This is a genomic window from Brevibacillus sp. MS2.2 (assembly GCF_013284345.1).
Classification (GTDB): domain Bacteria; phylum Bacillota; class Bacilli; order Brevibacillales; family Brevibacillaceae; genus Brevibacillus; species Brevibacillus brevis_C.
The window spans coordinates 48,770-65,590 of sequence record NZ_JABSUZ010000027.1; the positions used below are offsets into that span (position 1 = coordinate 48,770).

Annotated in this window: 14 protein-coding genes; 12 read left to right on the plus strand and 2 right to left on the minus strand. The window is 46.3% G+C overall.

Annotated features, from left to right (window positions below):
* Positions 1-2: 2 nt before the first annotated feature.
* The 10 genes from HP568_RS21215 (at position 3) to HP568_RS21260 (ending at position 13,280) form a co-directional block, all read left to right on the plus strand.
* Positions 3-1,802 (plus strand): ABC transporter ATP-binding protein, encoded by a 1,800-nt coding sequence (locus HP568_RS21215; RefSeq protein ID WP_173630151.1) that lies wholly within the window; start codon positions 3-5, stop codon positions 1,800-1,802.
* Complete coding sequence (locus tag HP568_RS21220) at positions 1,799-2,506, plus strand: 4'-phosphopantetheinyl transferase family protein (RefSeq protein WP_048032945.1); 708 nt, start codon at positions 1,799-1,801, stop codon at positions 2,504-2,506. The genes HP568_RS21215 and HP568_RS21220 overlap by 4 nt, the downstream gene beginning before the upstream one ends.
* A 28-nt stretch (positions 2,507-2,534) precedes the next feature.
* Entirely contained in the window at positions 2,535-3,263 is a 729-nt protein-coding gene (locus tag HP568_RS21225; protein WP_048035829.1) for a thioesterase II family protein, read from the plus strand.
* Between the two features lie 51 nt (positions 3,264-3,314).
* Positions 3,315-4,901, plus strand: a complete 1,587-nt coding sequence (locus tag HP568_RS21230; protein ID WP_173630152.1) for a lipase family protein — start codon at positions 3,315-3,317, stop codon at positions 4,899-4,901.
* A 107-nt stretch (positions 4,902-5,008) separates the two neighbouring features.
* Complete coding sequence (locus HP568_RS21235) at positions 5,009-6,748, plus strand: ABC transporter ATP-binding protein (protein WP_173630153.1); 1,740 nt, start codon at positions 5,009-5,011, stop codon at positions 6,746-6,748.
* Entirely contained in the window at positions 6,745-8,616 is a 1,872-nt protein-coding gene (locus HP568_RS21240; protein WP_173630154.1) for an ABC transporter ATP-binding protein, read from the plus strand. The genes HP568_RS21235 and HP568_RS21240 overlap by 4 nt, the downstream gene beginning before the upstream one ends.
* A 141-nt stretch (positions 8,617-8,757) precedes the next feature.
* Positions 8,758-9,549 (plus strand): citryl-CoA lyase, encoded by a 792-nt coding sequence (locus tag HP568_RS21245; protein WP_173630155.1) that lies wholly within the window; start codon positions 8,758-8,760, stop codon positions 9,547-9,549.
* A gap of 36 nt (positions 9,550-9,585) precedes the next feature.
* Positions 9,586-10,734: an acyl-CoA dehydrogenase family protein gene (locus HP568_RS21250; protein ID WP_048032950.1), complete on the plus strand. Its 1,149-nt coding sequence runs from the start codon at positions 9,586-9,588 to the stop codon at positions 10,732-10,734.
* Positions 10,735-10,997: 263 nt separating this feature from the next.
* Positions 10,998-12,419 (plus strand): serine hydrolase domain-containing protein, encoded by a 1,422-nt coding sequence (locus HP568_RS21255; RefSeq protein ID WP_173630156.1) that lies wholly within the window; start codon positions 10,998-11,000, stop codon positions 12,417-12,419.
* 24 nt (positions 12,420-12,443) lie between these two features.
* Positions 12,444-13,280, plus strand: coding sequence for a M55 family metallopeptidase (locus HP568_RS21260; protein WP_048032951.1), 837 nt, complete (start codon positions 12,444-12,446; stop codon positions 13,278-13,280).
* Between the two features lie 51 nt (positions 13,281-13,331).
* Here HP568_RS21260 and HP568_RS21265 read toward each other — a convergent pair whose 3' ends face one another.
* Positions 13,332-13,994: an S-layer homology domain-containing protein gene (locus tag HP568_RS21265; protein WP_173630157.1), complete on the minus strand. Its 663-nt coding sequence runs from the start codon at positions 13,992-13,994 to the stop codon at positions 13,332-13,334.
* A gap of 238 nt (positions 13,995-14,232) precedes the next feature.
* Here HP568_RS21265 and HP568_RS21270 point away from each other — a divergent pair, with 238 nt between their 5' ends.
* A complete protein-coding gene (locus tag HP568_RS21270; RefSeq protein WP_048032953.1) occupies positions 14,233-15,078 on the plus strand; it encodes a M15 family metallopeptidase in 846 nt (281 codons plus the stop codon).
* Between the two features lie 139 nt (positions 15,079-15,217).
* On the opposite strand, the gene HP568_RS21275 is transcribed toward HP568_RS21270, so the two are convergent.
* Complete coding sequence (locus HP568_RS21275) at positions 15,218-15,982, minus strand: C40 family peptidase (protein WP_173630158.1); 765 nt, start codon at positions 15,980-15,982, stop codon at positions 15,218-15,220.
* 147 nt (positions 15,983-16,129) lie between these two features.
* Here HP568_RS21275 and HP568_RS21280 point away from each other — a divergent pair, with 147 nt between their 5' ends.
* A complete protein-coding gene (locus HP568_RS21280) occupies positions 16,130-16,816 on the plus strand; it encodes a response regulator transcription factor (protein ID WP_048032955.1) in 687 nt (228 codons plus the stop codon).
* Positions 16,817-16,821 lie beyond the last annotated feature (5 nt).

Below are 16,821 nucleotides of genomic sequence, written 5' to 3' on the forward strand. Positions count from 1 at the left end.
GCATGTTCATCCAGAATCTGATGCGGGAGCTACTTCAACTGCTGTCATTTATGAAATCGAAAAAGAGAGCGTATATTTTGGGACTCGTGGGTGACGGAATCGGTCAAGCAGCTGTATTGGTATCTCTCCCTTTCGTGTTCAAGGATCTGACGGACTTTGCGAACACAAAAGACCCTGCTTTATTAACCAGAGCGATTGCGACCATGGCAGTGATGTTCCTCTTGCTGAGTATCCTGTCTCCATTTTTCAGCTATATCTATCGTCGATGCGTCCGCGAGCTCATTGCCAACATTCGGCTTCAAGTCTATCAACGATTGAGCAAGCTGCCTTTCGATTATTATGAGCAGCACCATTCAGGAGATACGATGTCGAGACTGGGCAACGATGTTGTCCTCATGGAAAACGCGTATGCGGAGCAATTGAAAACGTTAAGCATCATCCTGCTTTCGCTGATCGGTTCGATCATAGGGATGTTTGCTATGGATTGGAAAATTGCCGTCGTCCTGTTGCTCATAAGTACATTGACTCTTTATGTGAATACGCTGTTTGCCAAATCAGTCCGGCGAATTGGTGACCGAATGCAGCAACAGATGGGGATTGGGACAGAAAGATTAAATGATTTTTTGTCTGGTCTGCCCATCATTAAAATGTTTCATTTACATAACGTTGTGACCGCGCGTTACACGGCAGCAAACGAAGAAGTAGCTTCGTCTGCCATCAAGCAAGGGCATAAACACGGATTATTGGAAGGGACCAATTTTTTCATCCAATTCGTAAGCTTCGGGGGAATGCTTGTTTTTGGAATCCTGATGGTATCCAAACAAATGATCGGGTTAGGCGTGCTGGTCGCTCTGGTTCAACAACAGATGCTTGTGACATTGGCGTTTCTCCAGCTTGGCCAAGTCATCACAGCGTTGCAGAGCTCGCTAGCAGGGGCTTCTCGGGTCGTCGATTTTCTGAATGAACCTCTCGAACCAGAAGAGTACCAGAAGAACTCCGACAAACACCAGCATTGCGAAAGCATGCTAAAGCTGGAGCAGGTCGTTTTCGGATACAACGAATCTACCAATGTGCTGGATGGTGTTTCGTTGCGAGTCGAGCAAGGCCAAATGGCTGGGCTAGTCGGAACGAGTGGCAGTGGAAAAAGCACCGTCATGAAACTTCTGTTAGGATATTACCCACCTGCGAGCGGCTCTCTTTATTTACTGGGCAAACCCATGGGAGCTTATTCTCTTGCAGAAATTAGAAGCTTGATCTCATACGTGCCTCAGGATGCCTTTTTGTTCGAAGGAACCATCGAAGACAATATCCGTTACGGCTGCCTGGATGCTTCGGAAGAGGATGTCATCAACGCAAGCAAAGCAGCGTATGCGCATGATTTTATTATGGAACTGACAGATGGCTACCAGACCAAAACAGGAGAGCGCGGTGCCAAGCTATCTGGCGGACAGCGTCAGCGAATTGCCATTGCCAGAGCCATCTTGAAAAATGCACCAATCCTTCTACTCGATGAAGCAACCTCCGCATTGGATGCAGAATCGGAATATTGGGTGCAGCAAGCATTAACCGCACTCATGAAAGATAAAACGGTACTTGTCATCGCTCATCGCTTGTCAACGGTAGAGGATGCCGATGTGATTTACGTGATGGATCAAGGAAAGGTCATCGAGCAAGGTCACCATGCTGAGTTAATGAAGTACAACGGCACGTATGCCAACCTGTATGAAGTGCAGCAGCGAAAGGATCGAGCAGAACAAGTCAATAGTTTTGAATTGACAGAAAGAAGTGTGGGTGCTACATGATTGCCATTTATGCGTTGAAATGTCCTGCTGTCATGGAGAAAGAACTGTTCAACCGATTTTTGCAAGCATTACCCGAAGAAAAGCGGGAACGGATCCACCGTTTCAGAAATCCGGCTGATTCCTATCGGACGTTGCTCGCGGACGTGCTGGTACGTTCTCTCATTTGTGAAGCCTACGAGATTTCCAATGACGAAATCAAGTATGACTACAATGCATACGGAAAACCTTCTTTGAAATCATTTCCCAACTTCTGCTTTAACGTCTCGCATTCTGGGGAATGGGTCGTCTGCGCCACGCATGACTCGCAGGTGGGGATTGATGTGGAGCAAATATGTCCGATTGACTTGGATATTGCCACTCATTATTTTGCACCAGCCGAAGTAGAGGTTCTCTTGGCAAAACATCCGGATGAACAAGTTTCGTATTTCTACGACCTTTGGACTTTGAAGGAGAGTTATATAAAAGCGAGAGGCATGGGGCTGTCCATCCCGTTGCAATCATTTGCCATTAGAAAAAAACTAGACCAATCGATTACGATTTCGCAAAGTGATTCGCGCGATGCTTGGGAATTTCAGCAGTATGAGATCGATCCAGGCTACAAATTGTCAGTTTGCGCGACTACCAATCAGTTTGCTGCTCAAGTAGTAATGAAAGATCTGAAAGATTTGCATCAGGCCATTTTTCATAGAAAGATCTCGAGGTAATTACGTAATGAGGAAAGGGCGGAAAAAAATGAAATTGTTCTGCTTTCCGTACGCAGGTGGACTTCCCGGGATCTATTACGGTTGGAAGCGGGTATTGTCGCCAGCGTTATTGGAAATTGATCCATTCGAGGTACGACCTTCACTTCAGAGCGACAGCATGGTTCTTTCCACCTCGTTTTATGAGGTCTTGGAGGATGTATACAAACGGATCACACCAGAGCTGGGGGAAGAACCTTTTGCCTTTTTTGGCCACAGCATGGGCGGATTAATCGCGTTTGAACTGACGCGAAAGCTGTTGCAGAATGGAAAGCCACTGCCCCAGCACTTGTTCTTGTCTGCATCTCGCGTGCCACATGCGTATCACAAACTGGTAAAAACATACAACCTTCCGCATAACGAGTTCATCGAATCGCTACGTAAACTTGGGGGCACTCCCGATGAGGTTTTGGATAATCACGAAATCTTGGAGTTATTTTTGCCTATCATTCGCGCTGATTTTCAGGCCGTGCAAACTTATGAAATGAATCACGAGCTTCCTCAGCAAATCCCGGTCGACATGACGGTTTTGTTTGGGAAAGAAGATTCTATTGAAGTCCAAGATATTGTGGCATGGCGAGACTATTGCGGGCGAGAATGCAAATTTTACCCAATGCCTGGTGGGCATTTCTTTATTCATCACCAAATGAATCCGATCCTAGCGATCATTCAAGACACATTGAAGGTAGAACGGGCAGTTGCAATCCGTGCACAATTCTAACGATTGTGCACGGCAACAATAAATCCTAAGGTGAAGGTTGGTGTTCTTTTCATGAATCAGAAAGCACTATCTCGTTTGCTTGCAGCCGTTACATTATCAACGGCGCTGGTCTACCCGCAAGCTGCAAGCGCAGCGGCTCCACCTCCGGCTTTGCATGACGACAATCCAAGTGGTCATTTTGGTGACTGGTACACAGGTGCGGTTCCTCCCAATGCATCCAACGACAAGCCTGTGATCCTGTTTGTTCAAGGTCTGCACTCCACCTACAATACCTGGTATACAACAGACGGATTTTATGATGCAGCCTATAATGCCGGGTATCGTACCGCATTTGTGCAACTGAAGGACGCGGATGGTACTGGTGGCAACATGTGGACAAACGGAGCCAAGCTCGCCGAAGTCATTAAAAAGGTTGCAGAATATTACGGCGTTTCCAAAATTAATATCATTGCTCATTCCAAAGGCGGCATTGATACACAGACAGCACTCGTCCACTATGGGGCGCATCCTTATGTCAACGTTGTTCACCAGCTTTCTACGCCAAACAAAGGTTCAGAATTGGCTGACATGGCGTACAGCAATTGGGCGGGTTGGCTCGCCGACATTCTTGGCAAAAAAGACGATGCCGTGTATTCCCTGCAAACGTCCTATATGGCTAACTTCCGTGCGCAAACTGACAGCCGTAGCGAAAATAGTTCAACAAAGACATATATGGCAGCCGGAACAGGGGATGATGGCTGGTTTAGTGCTACCTGGTTTGCTCATGCGGTTCTTCCTGGTGAAGACGATGGAGCAGTTTCCGTTGAGTCTGCTTTCGGTTTGCCGTATGGGATCAAGAGCTTTACAAAAGACATTTCCCATGGCCAAATAGCAAAAGCCTCACAAACATGGGATCTGGTCCAGCCGAAATTGCAAAAGGCCTCTACTCGCGATCGTGCAAATAAAGTAAGTAAAGACGACAAATCAAAATCAAGCACTGTGGAAGAGAGCTCCGTCATTCTCCGTGGCGGCGAAGTAGAAGACAACGTCTCCGAAACATTTTTCCTGGAGAGCGGAATCAATCAGTTGAACCTGGATACGATGACCTCGTCAGAAGACACCGTTGTGACGTTGATCAGTCCGTCTGGCAAAGAGTATGAAGCGGATCACAGTAAAAAAAGCAAATCGGAGGATGAACCTGAGATATTCCAGGATGCTGTTCATCACTTCATTGAAGTAGAGGAGCCTGAAGCAGGCGAATGGACACTTGAAGTGGAGGGCTCTGACGACGCCTTTTTCATGGTTGCTTCGGTGGAAGGTGGAGAAGAAGCGAAGGTAAAAGCGAGCAAAAAGGTATTCAAGAAAGGCGACAAAGCGAAGATTTCCGTCGACCTGGGCAAAAACGAAATTGATCAATCGTTACTGGAAAAAGCAAACCTGACTCGTTCGCTGAACGGCGAAAAAGCAAGCGTCCTTGATGAAGTGAAGTTTGCCGTAAAAGAAGATGAGTTGACTGGCAATTTTACTGTGCCGACTAAGCCAGGCGTTTATAATCTCTCCTTTGACGTAACCGGTATCAATGAGGACGGCGAGCCATTTACACGCTCTATTAATTACAACTTTGCGGTAACAAATAGTGATGGAGAATTAGAAAAATAAAAGCAAACCATTTCGCGGCCCTGAAAAAGGGTCGTTTTTTTCTGCATACAACTACATCCCAAATGGAAATGTAGTATGGAAGAGGCAGGAAAGGGAGCGTGCATCGTATGATGAGGCTGTTTCGATACTTGACGTCCTACAAATGGCCGATCGCAGCGATATTGGTGCTTGTTTTCATCCAATCGTTATCCGATCTGTACTTGCCAACGTTAATGGCAGATATCGTAGATGTTGGGATTGTGCATGGAGACACCTTCTTTATTTGGAAGGTTGGCGCTTTCATGCTGCTCATCGCTGCTGGTGGGGGCTTTTGTGCCATCGGAGCCAGTTATTTCTCATCCAAGGTTGCCATGAGCTTTGGTCGTGAGCTGCGTGCCAAGGTGTTTTACCAAGTAGAACACTATTCTATGCAGGAGATCGGTCAAATCGGTACAGCCTCGCTTATTACGAGAACAACGAACGATATTAACCAAGTACAACAGGTTTTGATCATGATTTTGCGTATCATGTTGGTTGCTCCCATGATGTGTATTGGTGGAATTATCATGGCTTCATCTAAGGATGCCAAACTGACACTTGTTCTTGCAGTAGCTGTTCCCATTCTAGCCTTAGCCATTTTCCTGATCGCACGAAAGGGGATGCCTCTTTTCAAAGCGATGCAAAAAAAGCTGGATAAGCTGAATTTGGTCGTGAGAGAAGGCCTGACGGGAATTCGTGTGATCCGCTCGTTTAACCGCATGGATGTGGAGAAAAGGCGTTTTAACGAAGCGAATACTGATTTGACGCAGACAGCGATTAACGTGAATCGAATCATGGCAGCCTTGATGCCAATTATGATGCTGACCTTTAACTTGTCTGCCGTTACCATTCTTTGGTTCGGTGGCATTCGTGTCAGTAATATGAACCTTCAAGTCGGTGATCTCATGGCGTTCATCCAGTATGCGACACAGATTATGTTTTCATTGGTCATGCTGTCTATGATTTTCGTCATGGTTCCGCGTGCTTCTGCATCCGCTATCCGAATCAACGAAGTGCTGGATTTACATTCGACTATTCATGATCGCCCAGAGCCTGTGACGCGGTCGAAAGCGACGACTTCAGGCACGGTAGAGTTTCAAGATGTCACATTTTCTTACCCGGGTGCAGAACATCCCGCATTGACTTCGATCACTTTTACAGCTCGTCCGGGGCAGACCACCGCGATTATCGGAGGGACAGGCTCCGGTAAATCGACAATACTCCATCTGGTTGAGCGATTCTACGATGTGACTTCCGGAACCATTCGGGTAGACGGTCTTGACATACGTGACCTGCCTTTAGAGCAATTGCGAGCAAAAATTGGCTACGTCCCACAAAAAGTGCTGCTCTTTTCAGGCTCGATCGCCGACAATATTCGCTTCGGGAAAGAGGACGCTACGGATGCCGAAATCGAGCATGCTGCAAAAATTGCGCAAGCAGGCGATTTTATTGCGAGTATGAAGGGAGGATACGAGGCACATATTTCCCAAGGCGGTACGAACGTGTCCGGTGGGCAAAAGCAGCGGTTATCGATTGCACGAGCAATTGTTCGCCAGCCGGCCATCTACATGTTTGATGACAGTTTTTCTGCGTTGGATTTCAAGACAGATGCGTTATTGAGAGCCGCATTAAAAGAAGAGATTGAGAAGAACCAATCCACGTTAATCATCGTGGCTCAGCGGGTTAGCACTGTGATGGACGCAGACCAGATAATCGTGCTGGATGAAGGCTCGATTGCGGGTATGGGGACACATGAAGATCTCATGAAAAACTGCGAAGTCTATCAGGAAATCGTACGATCCCAACTGACAAAGGAGGAGATCGCATGAGTGAGCCGCGAGGAGGTAAGCAAGCTTCTAAGGGCGGCCATATGGGTGGGCCGATGGGAATGGCTATGCCAGGAGCGAAAGCAAAGGACTTTACAGGTACACTCAAGCGCTTGATCGGCTACTTTCGGCCACATCGTATTCAACTGATCGTCGTGTTTCTGGCTGCCGTTTTGAGTACGATCTTTGCTATTGTCAGTCCCAAACTGATGGGGAAGGCGACGACGAGTCTTTTCACAGGCATGATCGGTCTGATGCAGGGACAGCCAAAGGAAATCGCATTTGATTTTGCGTATATCGCAAATATCCTGATCCTTTTGATCGGATTGTATGTCATCAGTGCGCTGTTCAGCTATTTGCAGCAATATGTGATGGCAGGAGTATCACAGAAGATCGTCTATGACATGCGTGAGCAGGTAAATGAGAAATTGTCCCGCCTACCGCTGAAATACTTTGATGCGAAAATGCATGGGGATATTTTGAGCCGTGTCACAAACGATATTGATAATATCAGCAACACGCTCCAGCAAAGCCTGACACAGCTCATCACTTCCATCGTGACGATCATCGGTGTCATCATTATGATGCTGACGATTAGCCCATTATTGACTCTCATTCTGATTTTGACGTTGCCGCTCAGTGCCATTGCTACGAAACAGATCGCCTCGAAGTCACAAAAGCATTTTATCGGACAGCAGAGCTCGCTTGGTGAACTGAATGGGCATGTAGAAGAAATGTTTACGGGGCATCAGGTTGTAAAGGCGTTTGGATATGAGAAGAAGTCACAACAGACATTTGATCAAATCAATGCCAAGCTGTACGAAGCCGGATGGAGAGCGCAATTTATATCAGGGATTATCATGCCGGTTATGAGCTTCATCGGAAATATCGGCTACGTGCTCGTCTGCATTGTCGGCGGGATTCTCGCTACGAACGGTTCCATTGAAATCGGGGATATCCAAGCCTTTATCCAATATACTCGTCAGTTCACGATGCCAATTGCGCAAACCGCGAACATCGCCAACCTGATCCAGTCGACGATCGCTTCAGCGGAGCGGGTCTTTGAGGTTTTGGATGAAGAAGAGGAAGTGCCAGAAAGCACGCAGCCAGTCATGATCGCAGCGCCGAAAGGCAAAGTGGCATTTCAGCATGTCAAGTTTGGTTATAAAGAAGGTCATTTGTTGATGCAAGACATCAATCTCGTAGTAGAACCTGGACAAAAGATTGCGATCGTGGGTCCAACAGGTGCGGGTAAGACGACCCTGATTAATTTGCTTATGCGTTTTTATGAGCTCAATGGTGGAGCGATACTGATCGATGACGTCGATATTACACGCATGAAACGAAGCGATCTTCGCTCTCTGTTCGGCATGGTCCTGCAAGATACATGGCTGTTTAATGGAACGATCCATGATAATTTGGCCTATGCACACCCTGACGCTTCTGATACGGATATCATTCGCGCGGCGAAGGCAGCTCGCGCCGATCACTTTATTCGCACGCTACCAGATGGGTACAAGACGGTGTTAAATGAAGAAGCCTCCAATATTTCCCAAGGACAAAAACAACTGTTGACCATCGCTCGTGCTATTTTGGCAGACCCTACGATTCTGATTTTGGACGAAGCAACAAGCAGCGTGGATACTCGAACCGAGGTGCATATCCAGGAAGCGATGAATGAGCTAATGAAGGGGCGCACTAGCTTCGTGATCGCACATCGACTGTCTACAATCAGAAATGCAGACTTGATCCTCGTCATGAACAAGGGAACGATCATTGAACAAGGAACACATGACGAGTTGATGGAGCAAGATGGTTTTTATGCGGATTTATACAACAGTCAGTTTGCAGAGTCCACAACAGCAGGCTAAAAAAACGTTGCTTTACGCGAAACCGCCAAGTTTGGGCGGTTTTATTGTTGGGAGAGGAAATGTGCAAGATGGCACGGTAATTGCTTGTAAATAAATCAAGCAGGTAAACCAGTTCTATGAATACGAAAGCGAGGAAAGAAAATGGAATTCCAGACAAACATCGGTGTATCAAAATCAGACAAGATTTATGTTCATGGCTATGATTTGACAGAAGAATTAATTGGACAGATCACCTTGGCGGATATGGCATTCCTAGGAGCAGCCCACCGGAAGCCTACCCAAAATGAATCAAAAATGTTGAATGCGTGCATGGTTGCTATATGTGAACATGGATTTACGCCAAGCTCGATTTCCGCACGGTTGACCTATCTGGGAGCACCGGAAGCTGTGCAAGCTGCAGTCGCAGCCGGATTGTTGGGGGCGGGTTCAGTCTATCTAGGAGCGATGGAATACGTTGCCCAAATGCTCCAAGAAGGGTTGCAGAAGTACGGTGCCGATTGCGACAGGAAAGAGGTCGCCAAACGAATCCTGGAGGAGCATGAAGAAAGAGGACTGCAAATGCCAGGGTTCGGGCATCCGATTCATAGACCTGTTGATCCACGTACCCCAAAATTGTTTGCGTTGGCAGAGGAGCTAGGCTTTGCTGGAGACCATATGGCTATTATGAAAGAAATTCATGAGCAATTCAGCACGAAAAAAGGCAAACAGATCACGCTAAATGTTGCAGGTGCCATTGGCGCTGTGCTCTCGGATATGAGGTTGCACTACAGTGTCGTGAAATCATTTGCAGTCGCGGCGAGGGCCGTCGGACTGATTGCCCACATTGTGGAAGAAATCGAATCGGGCAGGAAAGATTGCATGGCACAGAAGCTATACGACTTTGTGGAGGAGAATACCCTCTACACTAATCGCATACCAGACGAAGTGAAGTAGTAAACCGACATCAAAGTAAGAGGGGGATCGGATGACATGAACGTTACATTCAGCAGTGAAATAGAAGAGCTGCGCAAAGCTGTGCGGAGTTTTATCAGTGAGAAGGTCGACCCAGTCGCTGATCACATTGAACGGGAAGATCATATACCAGATCAAATCATGGAGATGTGTAAAGAAGTGGGATTGTTTGGACTGAGCATCCCCGAACAATACGGCGGACTCGGTATTAATATGCTTGGAAAATGCGCTATTTTTGAAGAGATTGGGAAAACAAGCAATGGATTTACGACCGTCATTGGTTGCCATAATGGCATCGGTTCTGTAGGGATTGTCGAAATGGGCACTGAAGAGCAAAAACGAAAATATTTGCCGCGCATGGCTACCGGTGAAATGATGGGTGCTTTCGCTTTAACAGAACCAAGTGCTGGTTCAAATGCGACTAATTTAAAGACAAGGGCTGTACGAAAAGCAGACAAATACATCTTGAATGGCTCCAAACATTACATCACGAATGCGCCCATCGCTGGCATTTTTACGGTCATGGCTGTCACCGATCCTTCCATGGGAGCAAAAGGGATTACCTCCTTTTTAGTCGAAAAAGATTTCCCAGGCTTCCAGATCGGAAAAATAGAGGAAAAGATGGGCTTGAGGGGCTCCCACTCGGCTGAAATATTTTTTGAAGATTGCGAAGTTCCTGTAGAAAACGTCCTTGGCCATGAGGGAATGGGTTATACCAATGCTCTCAAAATCCTAGCGAATGGACGGGCGGGATTGGCAGCCCGAAATCTCGGTTCTTGCCAAAAACTACTGGATATGTCCATGAAATATGCGATGGAGCGCATCCAATTTGACAAGCCGATTTTTGAACAACAAATTATCCAGCACTACTTGGCAGAAATAGCACTGGACTGTGAAACACTGCGTGCGTTTACGCATCATGTCGCATCGCTCGTGGACCAAGGCAAGAATGTGATCAAAGAAGCCGCGATGGTGAAACTGTTTGCCTCCGAAGTCTATAACCGTGTGGCAGATAAAGCGGTACAAATCCATGGGGGGATCGGATATATCAAGGAATACCCAGTCGAGCGTTATTACCGGGATGCCAGAATTACCAAGATTTATGAAGGTACCTCTGAAATCCAAAAGAACATTATCGCAGGTCGTTTACGTAAGGAATACTCGTAATCAAGTGAAAAGAGGGAATGCTGGATTTGACCAGCGACATTTCTGGGCCCGCGTCTTACAGACGAAGGGCCATTTTTTATTTGACTGCGCTTTGTTATTAATATTTTTTATTTTCAGAATTATATATTGTCGTTTTTTCATCTGCCGCTTATAATTCTACTAGCGCATGAACTTCATAACCTTATTTTTTTGAAGTATACACTTCGGAATTCAAACTGAAATTGCTTTCGTTTTTGTAAGGAATGAACCTAAGGAGGCATGACATGAAGATGAATGAGTGGGAAGCGTCGTTTGAAGCATACGTCCAAAGGCTGATGGATGATTTTCAAGTTCCCGGTGCGATCATTGCTGTAGCCAAAGACGGAGAACTCACTTATGAAAAAGCGTTTGGTTATCGGGACCGCGAAAAGCAAGCTCCCATCGATCTGAATACGGTATTTGGGATCGGATCGATTACGAAATCGTTTACATGCATGGCGATCATGCAGCTTCAGGAAGAAGGAAAGCTTTCCGTGCATGATCCGGTTATCACCTATTTACCTGAGTTTCGCACACCGAACGAAGCACAAACGAAGAGCATCACCATTCATCATTTCATGACACATACCCTCGGATTTCCACCACTTCCAGCTCTCATTCCCGCAATGCTACCCAGCTTACAAGCCGATCCGACAGCAGAAGAATTACTTCAACATTTTGAAGCGCACTGTAAACACCCAATCGATACCTTCGAAGAACTCATGTCATATATAGAGAAGCTGCCCTTTGAATTGTTGGGACCTGCTGGAACGGAATTCAGCTATTCGAACGAAGCTTTTGGCTTGCTTGGGGCAATTATTGAGCGTGTCAGCGGTAAAACATACGAAGCTTATGTCCAAGAGCATATTTTACAGCCACTCGGCATGGAACGAACAGTTTTTCATGTGGAGGAATTAGGTGAGGACGACAATACTACCATGCTGTACACACGTCGCTTGAACGATGGCGTTCGAGAAGTAGTACGTGCCCCCGGCTGGTGGGATGCTCCCGCCATGCGTGCAGCAGGCTTCCTCAAATCGTCCGCACGTGACATGCTTCGGTATGCAGATGTTTATCGGACAGGCGGGCTTTCAAATGGAGCGAGAATCTTCTCGGGAGATAGCGCCTCACAAATGACTGCCCCCCATGTCCGTATTGACTTGAGCCGCAGCTATGGTTACGGACTCGGCGTGTTTCCATTTTCCGAAGATTACACCTTACTTACCCATACTGGCGGCTTAAAAGGGATGACCGCACAAATGTTCATCATTCCAGAGGCGGGAGTAACTGGCATCCTTTTGACCAACATGGATGATGCCCCCATTTCCAATCTGACATTAGGGCTGTTGAACAGCATGTTCGGTCGCCCGCTCGAGAGGCAGTTCGCCACGTTTTCCGAATGTGAAGTGCCGCTTGCTTACTTGCAGCAATGCCCCGGTACATATAAATCCGGAGAAGGTGAAGCAGTAGAGATTACCTTCGATGAAGCACAGAGACAGCTCGTACTCGTTCTAGGCAGTGATGTGTTCCCACTGCGTTCCGTTGGCGAAGATACGTTTCTGTTCACGCGCCAAAACATCGATTCACTCATCCGCTTTGTTCGCCATCCAGACGGTGAGATCAAGCGCTTGGCGTTTGGTTCGCGCCAAATGCCGAAAGTAATCTAATCAAAGATAGGGAGGCTATTGCTCATGAAGGTGTTTATTTCGTTGGACATGGAAGGGATCTCTGGACTAAGCGAATGGGAGGATGTTATCCCCGGCCACAGACATTACGAAGCGGGGAGAAGACTGCTGACCCAAGACGTAAATGCAGCGATTGAGGGTGCACTGGAAGCAGGTGCTACCCAAATTATTGTCAATGAGTCTCATGGACCGATGAATAATATCATTTTGGAAGAATTGAATCCACAGGCAGATGTCATCCGCGGTTTTTTCAAGCCTCTTTGTATGATGCAGGGGATCGACAGTAGCTGCGATGCCGCATTTTTCATCGGTTATCATGGAAAAGCGGGAACAGGAGATGCGGTACTCAATCATACGTTGTCTGGTCTCGCTATCCATCGGCTGATCTTAAATGGCAAAGAGGTGGGCGAAGCAGGTTTAAATGCAGCAATAGCGGGAGCCTTTGGTGTCCCTGTCGTACTCGTTACCGGAGACTCCCAGACGGCTAAAGAGGTGGAAGAAGATATCCCTGGAGTCTTTACGGTCGCCGTGAAAACTGGGATAACTGGACTCTCGTCGCAAGCAATGCATCCAGTTCGTGCGAGAGAGCTGATCCGTCAGCAAGCAAAAGAAGCGTTGCTCCATCGCAATACCGTTAAACCGCTTGAGCAAAGAGCAGAGAATACGATAGAAGTCGAGTTTACGAAATCACAATTTGCCACAGCAGTCAGCTGGATGCCAGGAGTTGAACTCATCGAAGGACGAACGGTACGCTTCCATTCGCCTGAAGTTGTTAGTATGATGCCCGTCTTGCAGGCGATGCTGTTGATAACCGGGCAAGTGAATCGGATGATTATGGGTTAAGTAAATCAAAAATGCAGCTCCTCATCACGAGGATCGCTGCATTTTTTTATTTCAGTTCAGAGGCTTATGACTTTTTAAATACGCCAGGGCATTATATATCATTTCGGCTGCCTCTTCACGAGTGATGGTCTTTTGCGGATGGAGCTTGTTTTCCTTGTCCAATTCGATAATATCTCTTGCAAGAGCTCGTTGAATGGAACCTTGGTAATCCACGGTGAGTTCATGATTATCTTGGATTTCTACCGGTACGAGTTTGATCATGGGCAGATTACCCTTGGCCTCCATGACTCTCATTAGCTGGTGAATGAACTGCTCTTTGGTCCATTCTGCATTCGGATCAAGATCAGCTGGTAAGTCCAATCCGTTCGCAGCCGCTATGATCAGACTCTCTGCATACCAAGCATCGTTATCTGCTTTGGAAAAAAAGTCAGTAGCTTGTGGAGCCTTTACAAAACGGATCGCTGCCAGACTCAAGTCAAAGGCATTTACAATCAGTTGAATACCTTGAGCAGCCGTTATCGTTTCGTTCGGTGCAAATTTGCTATCCTCTACGCCTTTTATTACGCCTTGTTGCTGTAAGGAAAGAATTTTATCTTTCGCTCCCGATTGGGCAAGATCCGTAAAAGGAGTCGTTGCAGCAAAGCTTGGTTGGGAGAATGACACAGTTAAAAAAGCAAGGATGGAGAGAGACATCATATTTTGTCTGACATTCATGGTAGCCACCTCGTCTATTTTTGAAGTTTCACTCCATTTGACGAGGAACAATTGACAACGTTTCAGCTTTTTTCGCACTCTATCGGATTACAAAGGACAACTGTTGAAATTTTCTGTTTTTTTACAACGAAATGTTTTAAGGAAAATTTTATCTTTTGTCCACGATTTCATTTATCATTGCCTATTATCATCCTATTGAGAAAGAATAACGTGTATTTGAACCGTGGAGGAAATGGAAATGAAAAAGCGATTTCTCTTACTAAGTATCCTTTTATTGCTACTGGCTTATTCGTTATTGCAACCTTTAGTAGAGGACGTATGGCAAAAACAGCCGGATGTTACAGCTTTCCCGAAGTACAAAGAGATTCGCGTTGAAAAAGACCAGATTTATCAGGGTGATCTGTTATTGGTCAACAAGTACGATCTGATCCATCCAGAGGCGGTGCCATCTGATGTGATCCAATTGTCTTCGCACAAATATTTAGTGGAGGGCTATCGCTTGCAAGACAATTCCATTGAATTGTCTGAGAAGGCAGCGGAGGCCTTCAACGAAATGGTGAACGCAGCAAACAGTGACAATGTAAAGCATTTTGTGCTCCAGAGCGGTTACAGAAGCTTGGAAAAACGGAGCGAACTGTCTAAAGAGAAGGGACATGACAATACTTTGCCAGATTGTTTGAGTGAACATCATCTGGGTACATCCCTGGACGTTGCATCCACACAAATGAAAATCGACTTATCCCCAGAAGGGAAGTGGCTACAAAAAAACGCCTGGAAATACGGGTTCATTTTGCGCTATCCGAAGGAAAAGGTCGCAATCACTGGCATTCCTTACAACCCTACCCATTACCGATTTATAGGTTTGCCGCACAGCGCCATTATGCAAGAGCGCCAATTATCCTTGGAGGAGTACGTGCATTACTTGCGGGAGGCAAAGGAAGTATCAGGGACGATAAATGGTGGCGACTACAAAATTTACTATTTTCCAGTGGCGACTAGCATCATGATTCAAGTGCCTACCAATGGGAAGTATGTGCTTTCTGGTGACAATCAGGGAGGTGTCATTGTGACAGAGTTTTTGTAGTTTGCTGATTTTTTTACACAGTGGGCGTAACGGAACATGTTTCTCCCATTTCCTTCGTGAAGGTGAGCGAATCAGGCCGTTCGTTTTTAGGAGATAGGAAAAAGCTGCTGAAGCACTCAGCAGCTGCCCAAGAAGATGATTAAATCACACGTCTTCCAAGCTCAAATCGTTTTTCCCAGGAAGTCCCTTCAAATTTGGTTGTCGTGACTCCCGGCTTACCGTACGTATGCAGCAGCTTATTGTCTCCAGCGTAGATGGCAACATGGGTAATGCGAGAAGATGAGCTGCCGTAGCTGCGGAAGAACACAAGATCTCCTTTTTGCAGTTGATCCTTCGAGACTTTTTTACCGACTTTGGACTGTTGACGTGAGTCTCGCGGCAGACTTATTCCGACCTCTTTAAACACTCGCTGTGTAAAGGAAGAGCAATCAAATGTACGCGTTGTTTTTTTGCTCGAACCGTACTTATAGGGTACGCCTTTATACTTCAAGCCTTTTGAAATGACCTGATCGGCAATGTCGGAAGAGGGGGCGGAAGTATTCGTAGCCCTATTATCTTTCTCAGTGCTTGGATCAGAAATGGTTGAAGATGAATCTGTTCCATTTTGGTCCGTAGTGCTTTCCTCATTGGCTGTCAGGTCGTTATTCGTACCATCTTGCACCATTTGATAAAATTGCTGAATTTCAGTCTGTTCATTGCTCTGATCTTCAACTGATGCTTCGATGCTTTGTTGCAAGTTCTGCTCATTCTTATGTTTTTTCTGCTGTTTATCCAGTTTATGTGTAGTTGTGGAGGTGAGATTTGTCTCTGAAGCCGCGTAGGCTTGTCCGTTCATGAGAAGAGAAGTTCCCATTAGAATAGCTACGACCGTAGTAGTTGTACCTTTCCAGTTGCGCTTTGTCATGATGTTCCTCCTTCTGAATGGTTGATCTTGTTGTGTGTTTCTCATCCACGCTCTTATCGTACAGAACAAAACTAAGATTCCCGGTAGAATTTCATGAGAGTTTCCTGAGAAAACTGTTGGTAAGATATTCAAACGGAGATGATATACATGCCTACGCCAGATGGAAAAGGCTATTTGCTACTCGTGGAAGATGAGCATAACTTGGCAAGATACTTACAGTTGGAGTTAGAGAATGAAGGATTTTCGACGGATATTGAATACGACGGGCTTTCCGGATTAGAAAAGGCACTAACGGTTGAGTACGACCTCATCCTGCTGGATGTCATGCTGCCCGAATTATCGGGGATAGAATTATGCCGACGAATTAGGGAAACCAAAGATGTCCCCATTGTTATGATCACGGCTCGTGGAGAGGTTCCGGATATCGTGACGGGATTAGACAGTGGAGCCAATGACTATCTGGCGAAGCCGTTTGCCATCGAGGAGTTATTTGCCCGGATTCGGGCCTTATTGCGTCAGCGGGAATCAAAAGCGAATCAAGAGATAGTGGTTGGCCGATTGCGTATCCAGCCAAACGCGCGGCGCGTGTTCCTCGATGAAGAGGAAATCATGTTAACACCACGCGAATTTGATTTGCTTTTTTATCTGGTTCAAAACAAGGAGCAAGCGGTCTCGCGAGAGCAAATTCTCACAGCCGTTTGGGGTTTTGACTTTATGGGGAATACCAACATCGTGGATGTGTATATCCGGTATTTACGGAACAAAATTGAAAGTGATCCATCCGTCAAACTGATTCATACCGTGCGAGGAATTGGATATACACTACGAGATTAAAAGGA

What these genes read in the sequence shown, in the direction of transcription:
- HP568_RS21250 (WP_048032950.1), top strand. Translation starts at nt 9,586, where the DNA reads ATGAACGTTACATTCAGCAGTGAAATAGAAGAGCTGCGCAAAGCTGTG.
- HP568_RS21230 (WP_173630152.1), top strand. Translation starts at nt 3,315, where the DNA reads ATGAATCAGAAAGCACTATCTCGTTTGCTTGCAGCCGTTACATTATCA.
- HP568_RS21225 (WP_048035829.1), top strand. Translation starts at nt 2,535, where the DNA reads ATGAAATTGTTCTGCTTTCCGTACGCAGGTGGACTTCCCGGGATCTAT.
- HP568_RS21265 (WP_173630157.1), bottom strand. Translation starts at nt 13,994, where the DNA reads ATGAATGTCAGACAAAATATGATGTCTCTCTCCATCCTTGCTTTTTTA.
- HP568_RS21255 (WP_173630156.1), top strand. Translation starts at nt 10,998, where the DNA reads ATGAAGATGAATGAGTGGGAAGCGTCGTTTGAAGCATACGTCCAAAGG.
- HP568_RS21270 (WP_048032953.1), top strand. Translation starts at nt 14,233, where the DNA reads ATGAAAAAGCGATTTCTCTTACTAAGTATCCTTTTATTGCTACTGGCT.
- HP568_RS21220 (WP_048032945.1), top strand. Translation starts at nt 1,799, where the DNA reads ATGATTGCCATTTATGCGTTGAAATGTCCTGCTGTCATGGAGAAAGAA.
- HP568_RS21240 (WP_173630154.1), top strand. Translation starts at nt 6,745, where the DNA reads ATGAGTGAGCCGCGAGGAGGTAAGCAAGCTTCTAAGGGCGGCCATATG.
- HP568_RS21245 (WP_173630155.1), top strand. Translation starts at nt 8,758, where the DNA reads ATGGAATTCCAGACAAACATCGGTGTATCAAAATCAGACAAGATTTAT.
- HP568_RS21215 (WP_173630151.1), top strand. Translation starts at nt 3, where the DNA reads ATGTTCATCCAGAATCTGATGCGGGAGCTACTTCAACTGCTGTCATTT.
- HP568_RS21260 (WP_048032951.1), top strand. Translation starts at nt 12,444, where the DNA reads ATGAAGGTGTTTATTTCGTTGGACATGGAAGGGATCTCTGGACTAAGC.
- HP568_RS21235 (WP_173630153.1), top strand. Translation starts at nt 5,009, where the DNA reads ATGATGAGGCTGTTTCGATACTTGACGTCCTACAAATGGCCGATCGCA.
- HP568_RS21275 (WP_173630158.1), bottom strand. Translation starts at nt 15,982, where the DNA reads ATGACAAAGCGCAACTGGAAAGGTACAACTACTACGGTCGTAGCTATT.
- HP568_RS21280 (WP_048032955.1), top strand. Translation starts at nt 16,130, where the DNA reads ATGCCTACGCCAGATGGAAAAGGCTATTTGCTACTCGTGGAAGATGAG.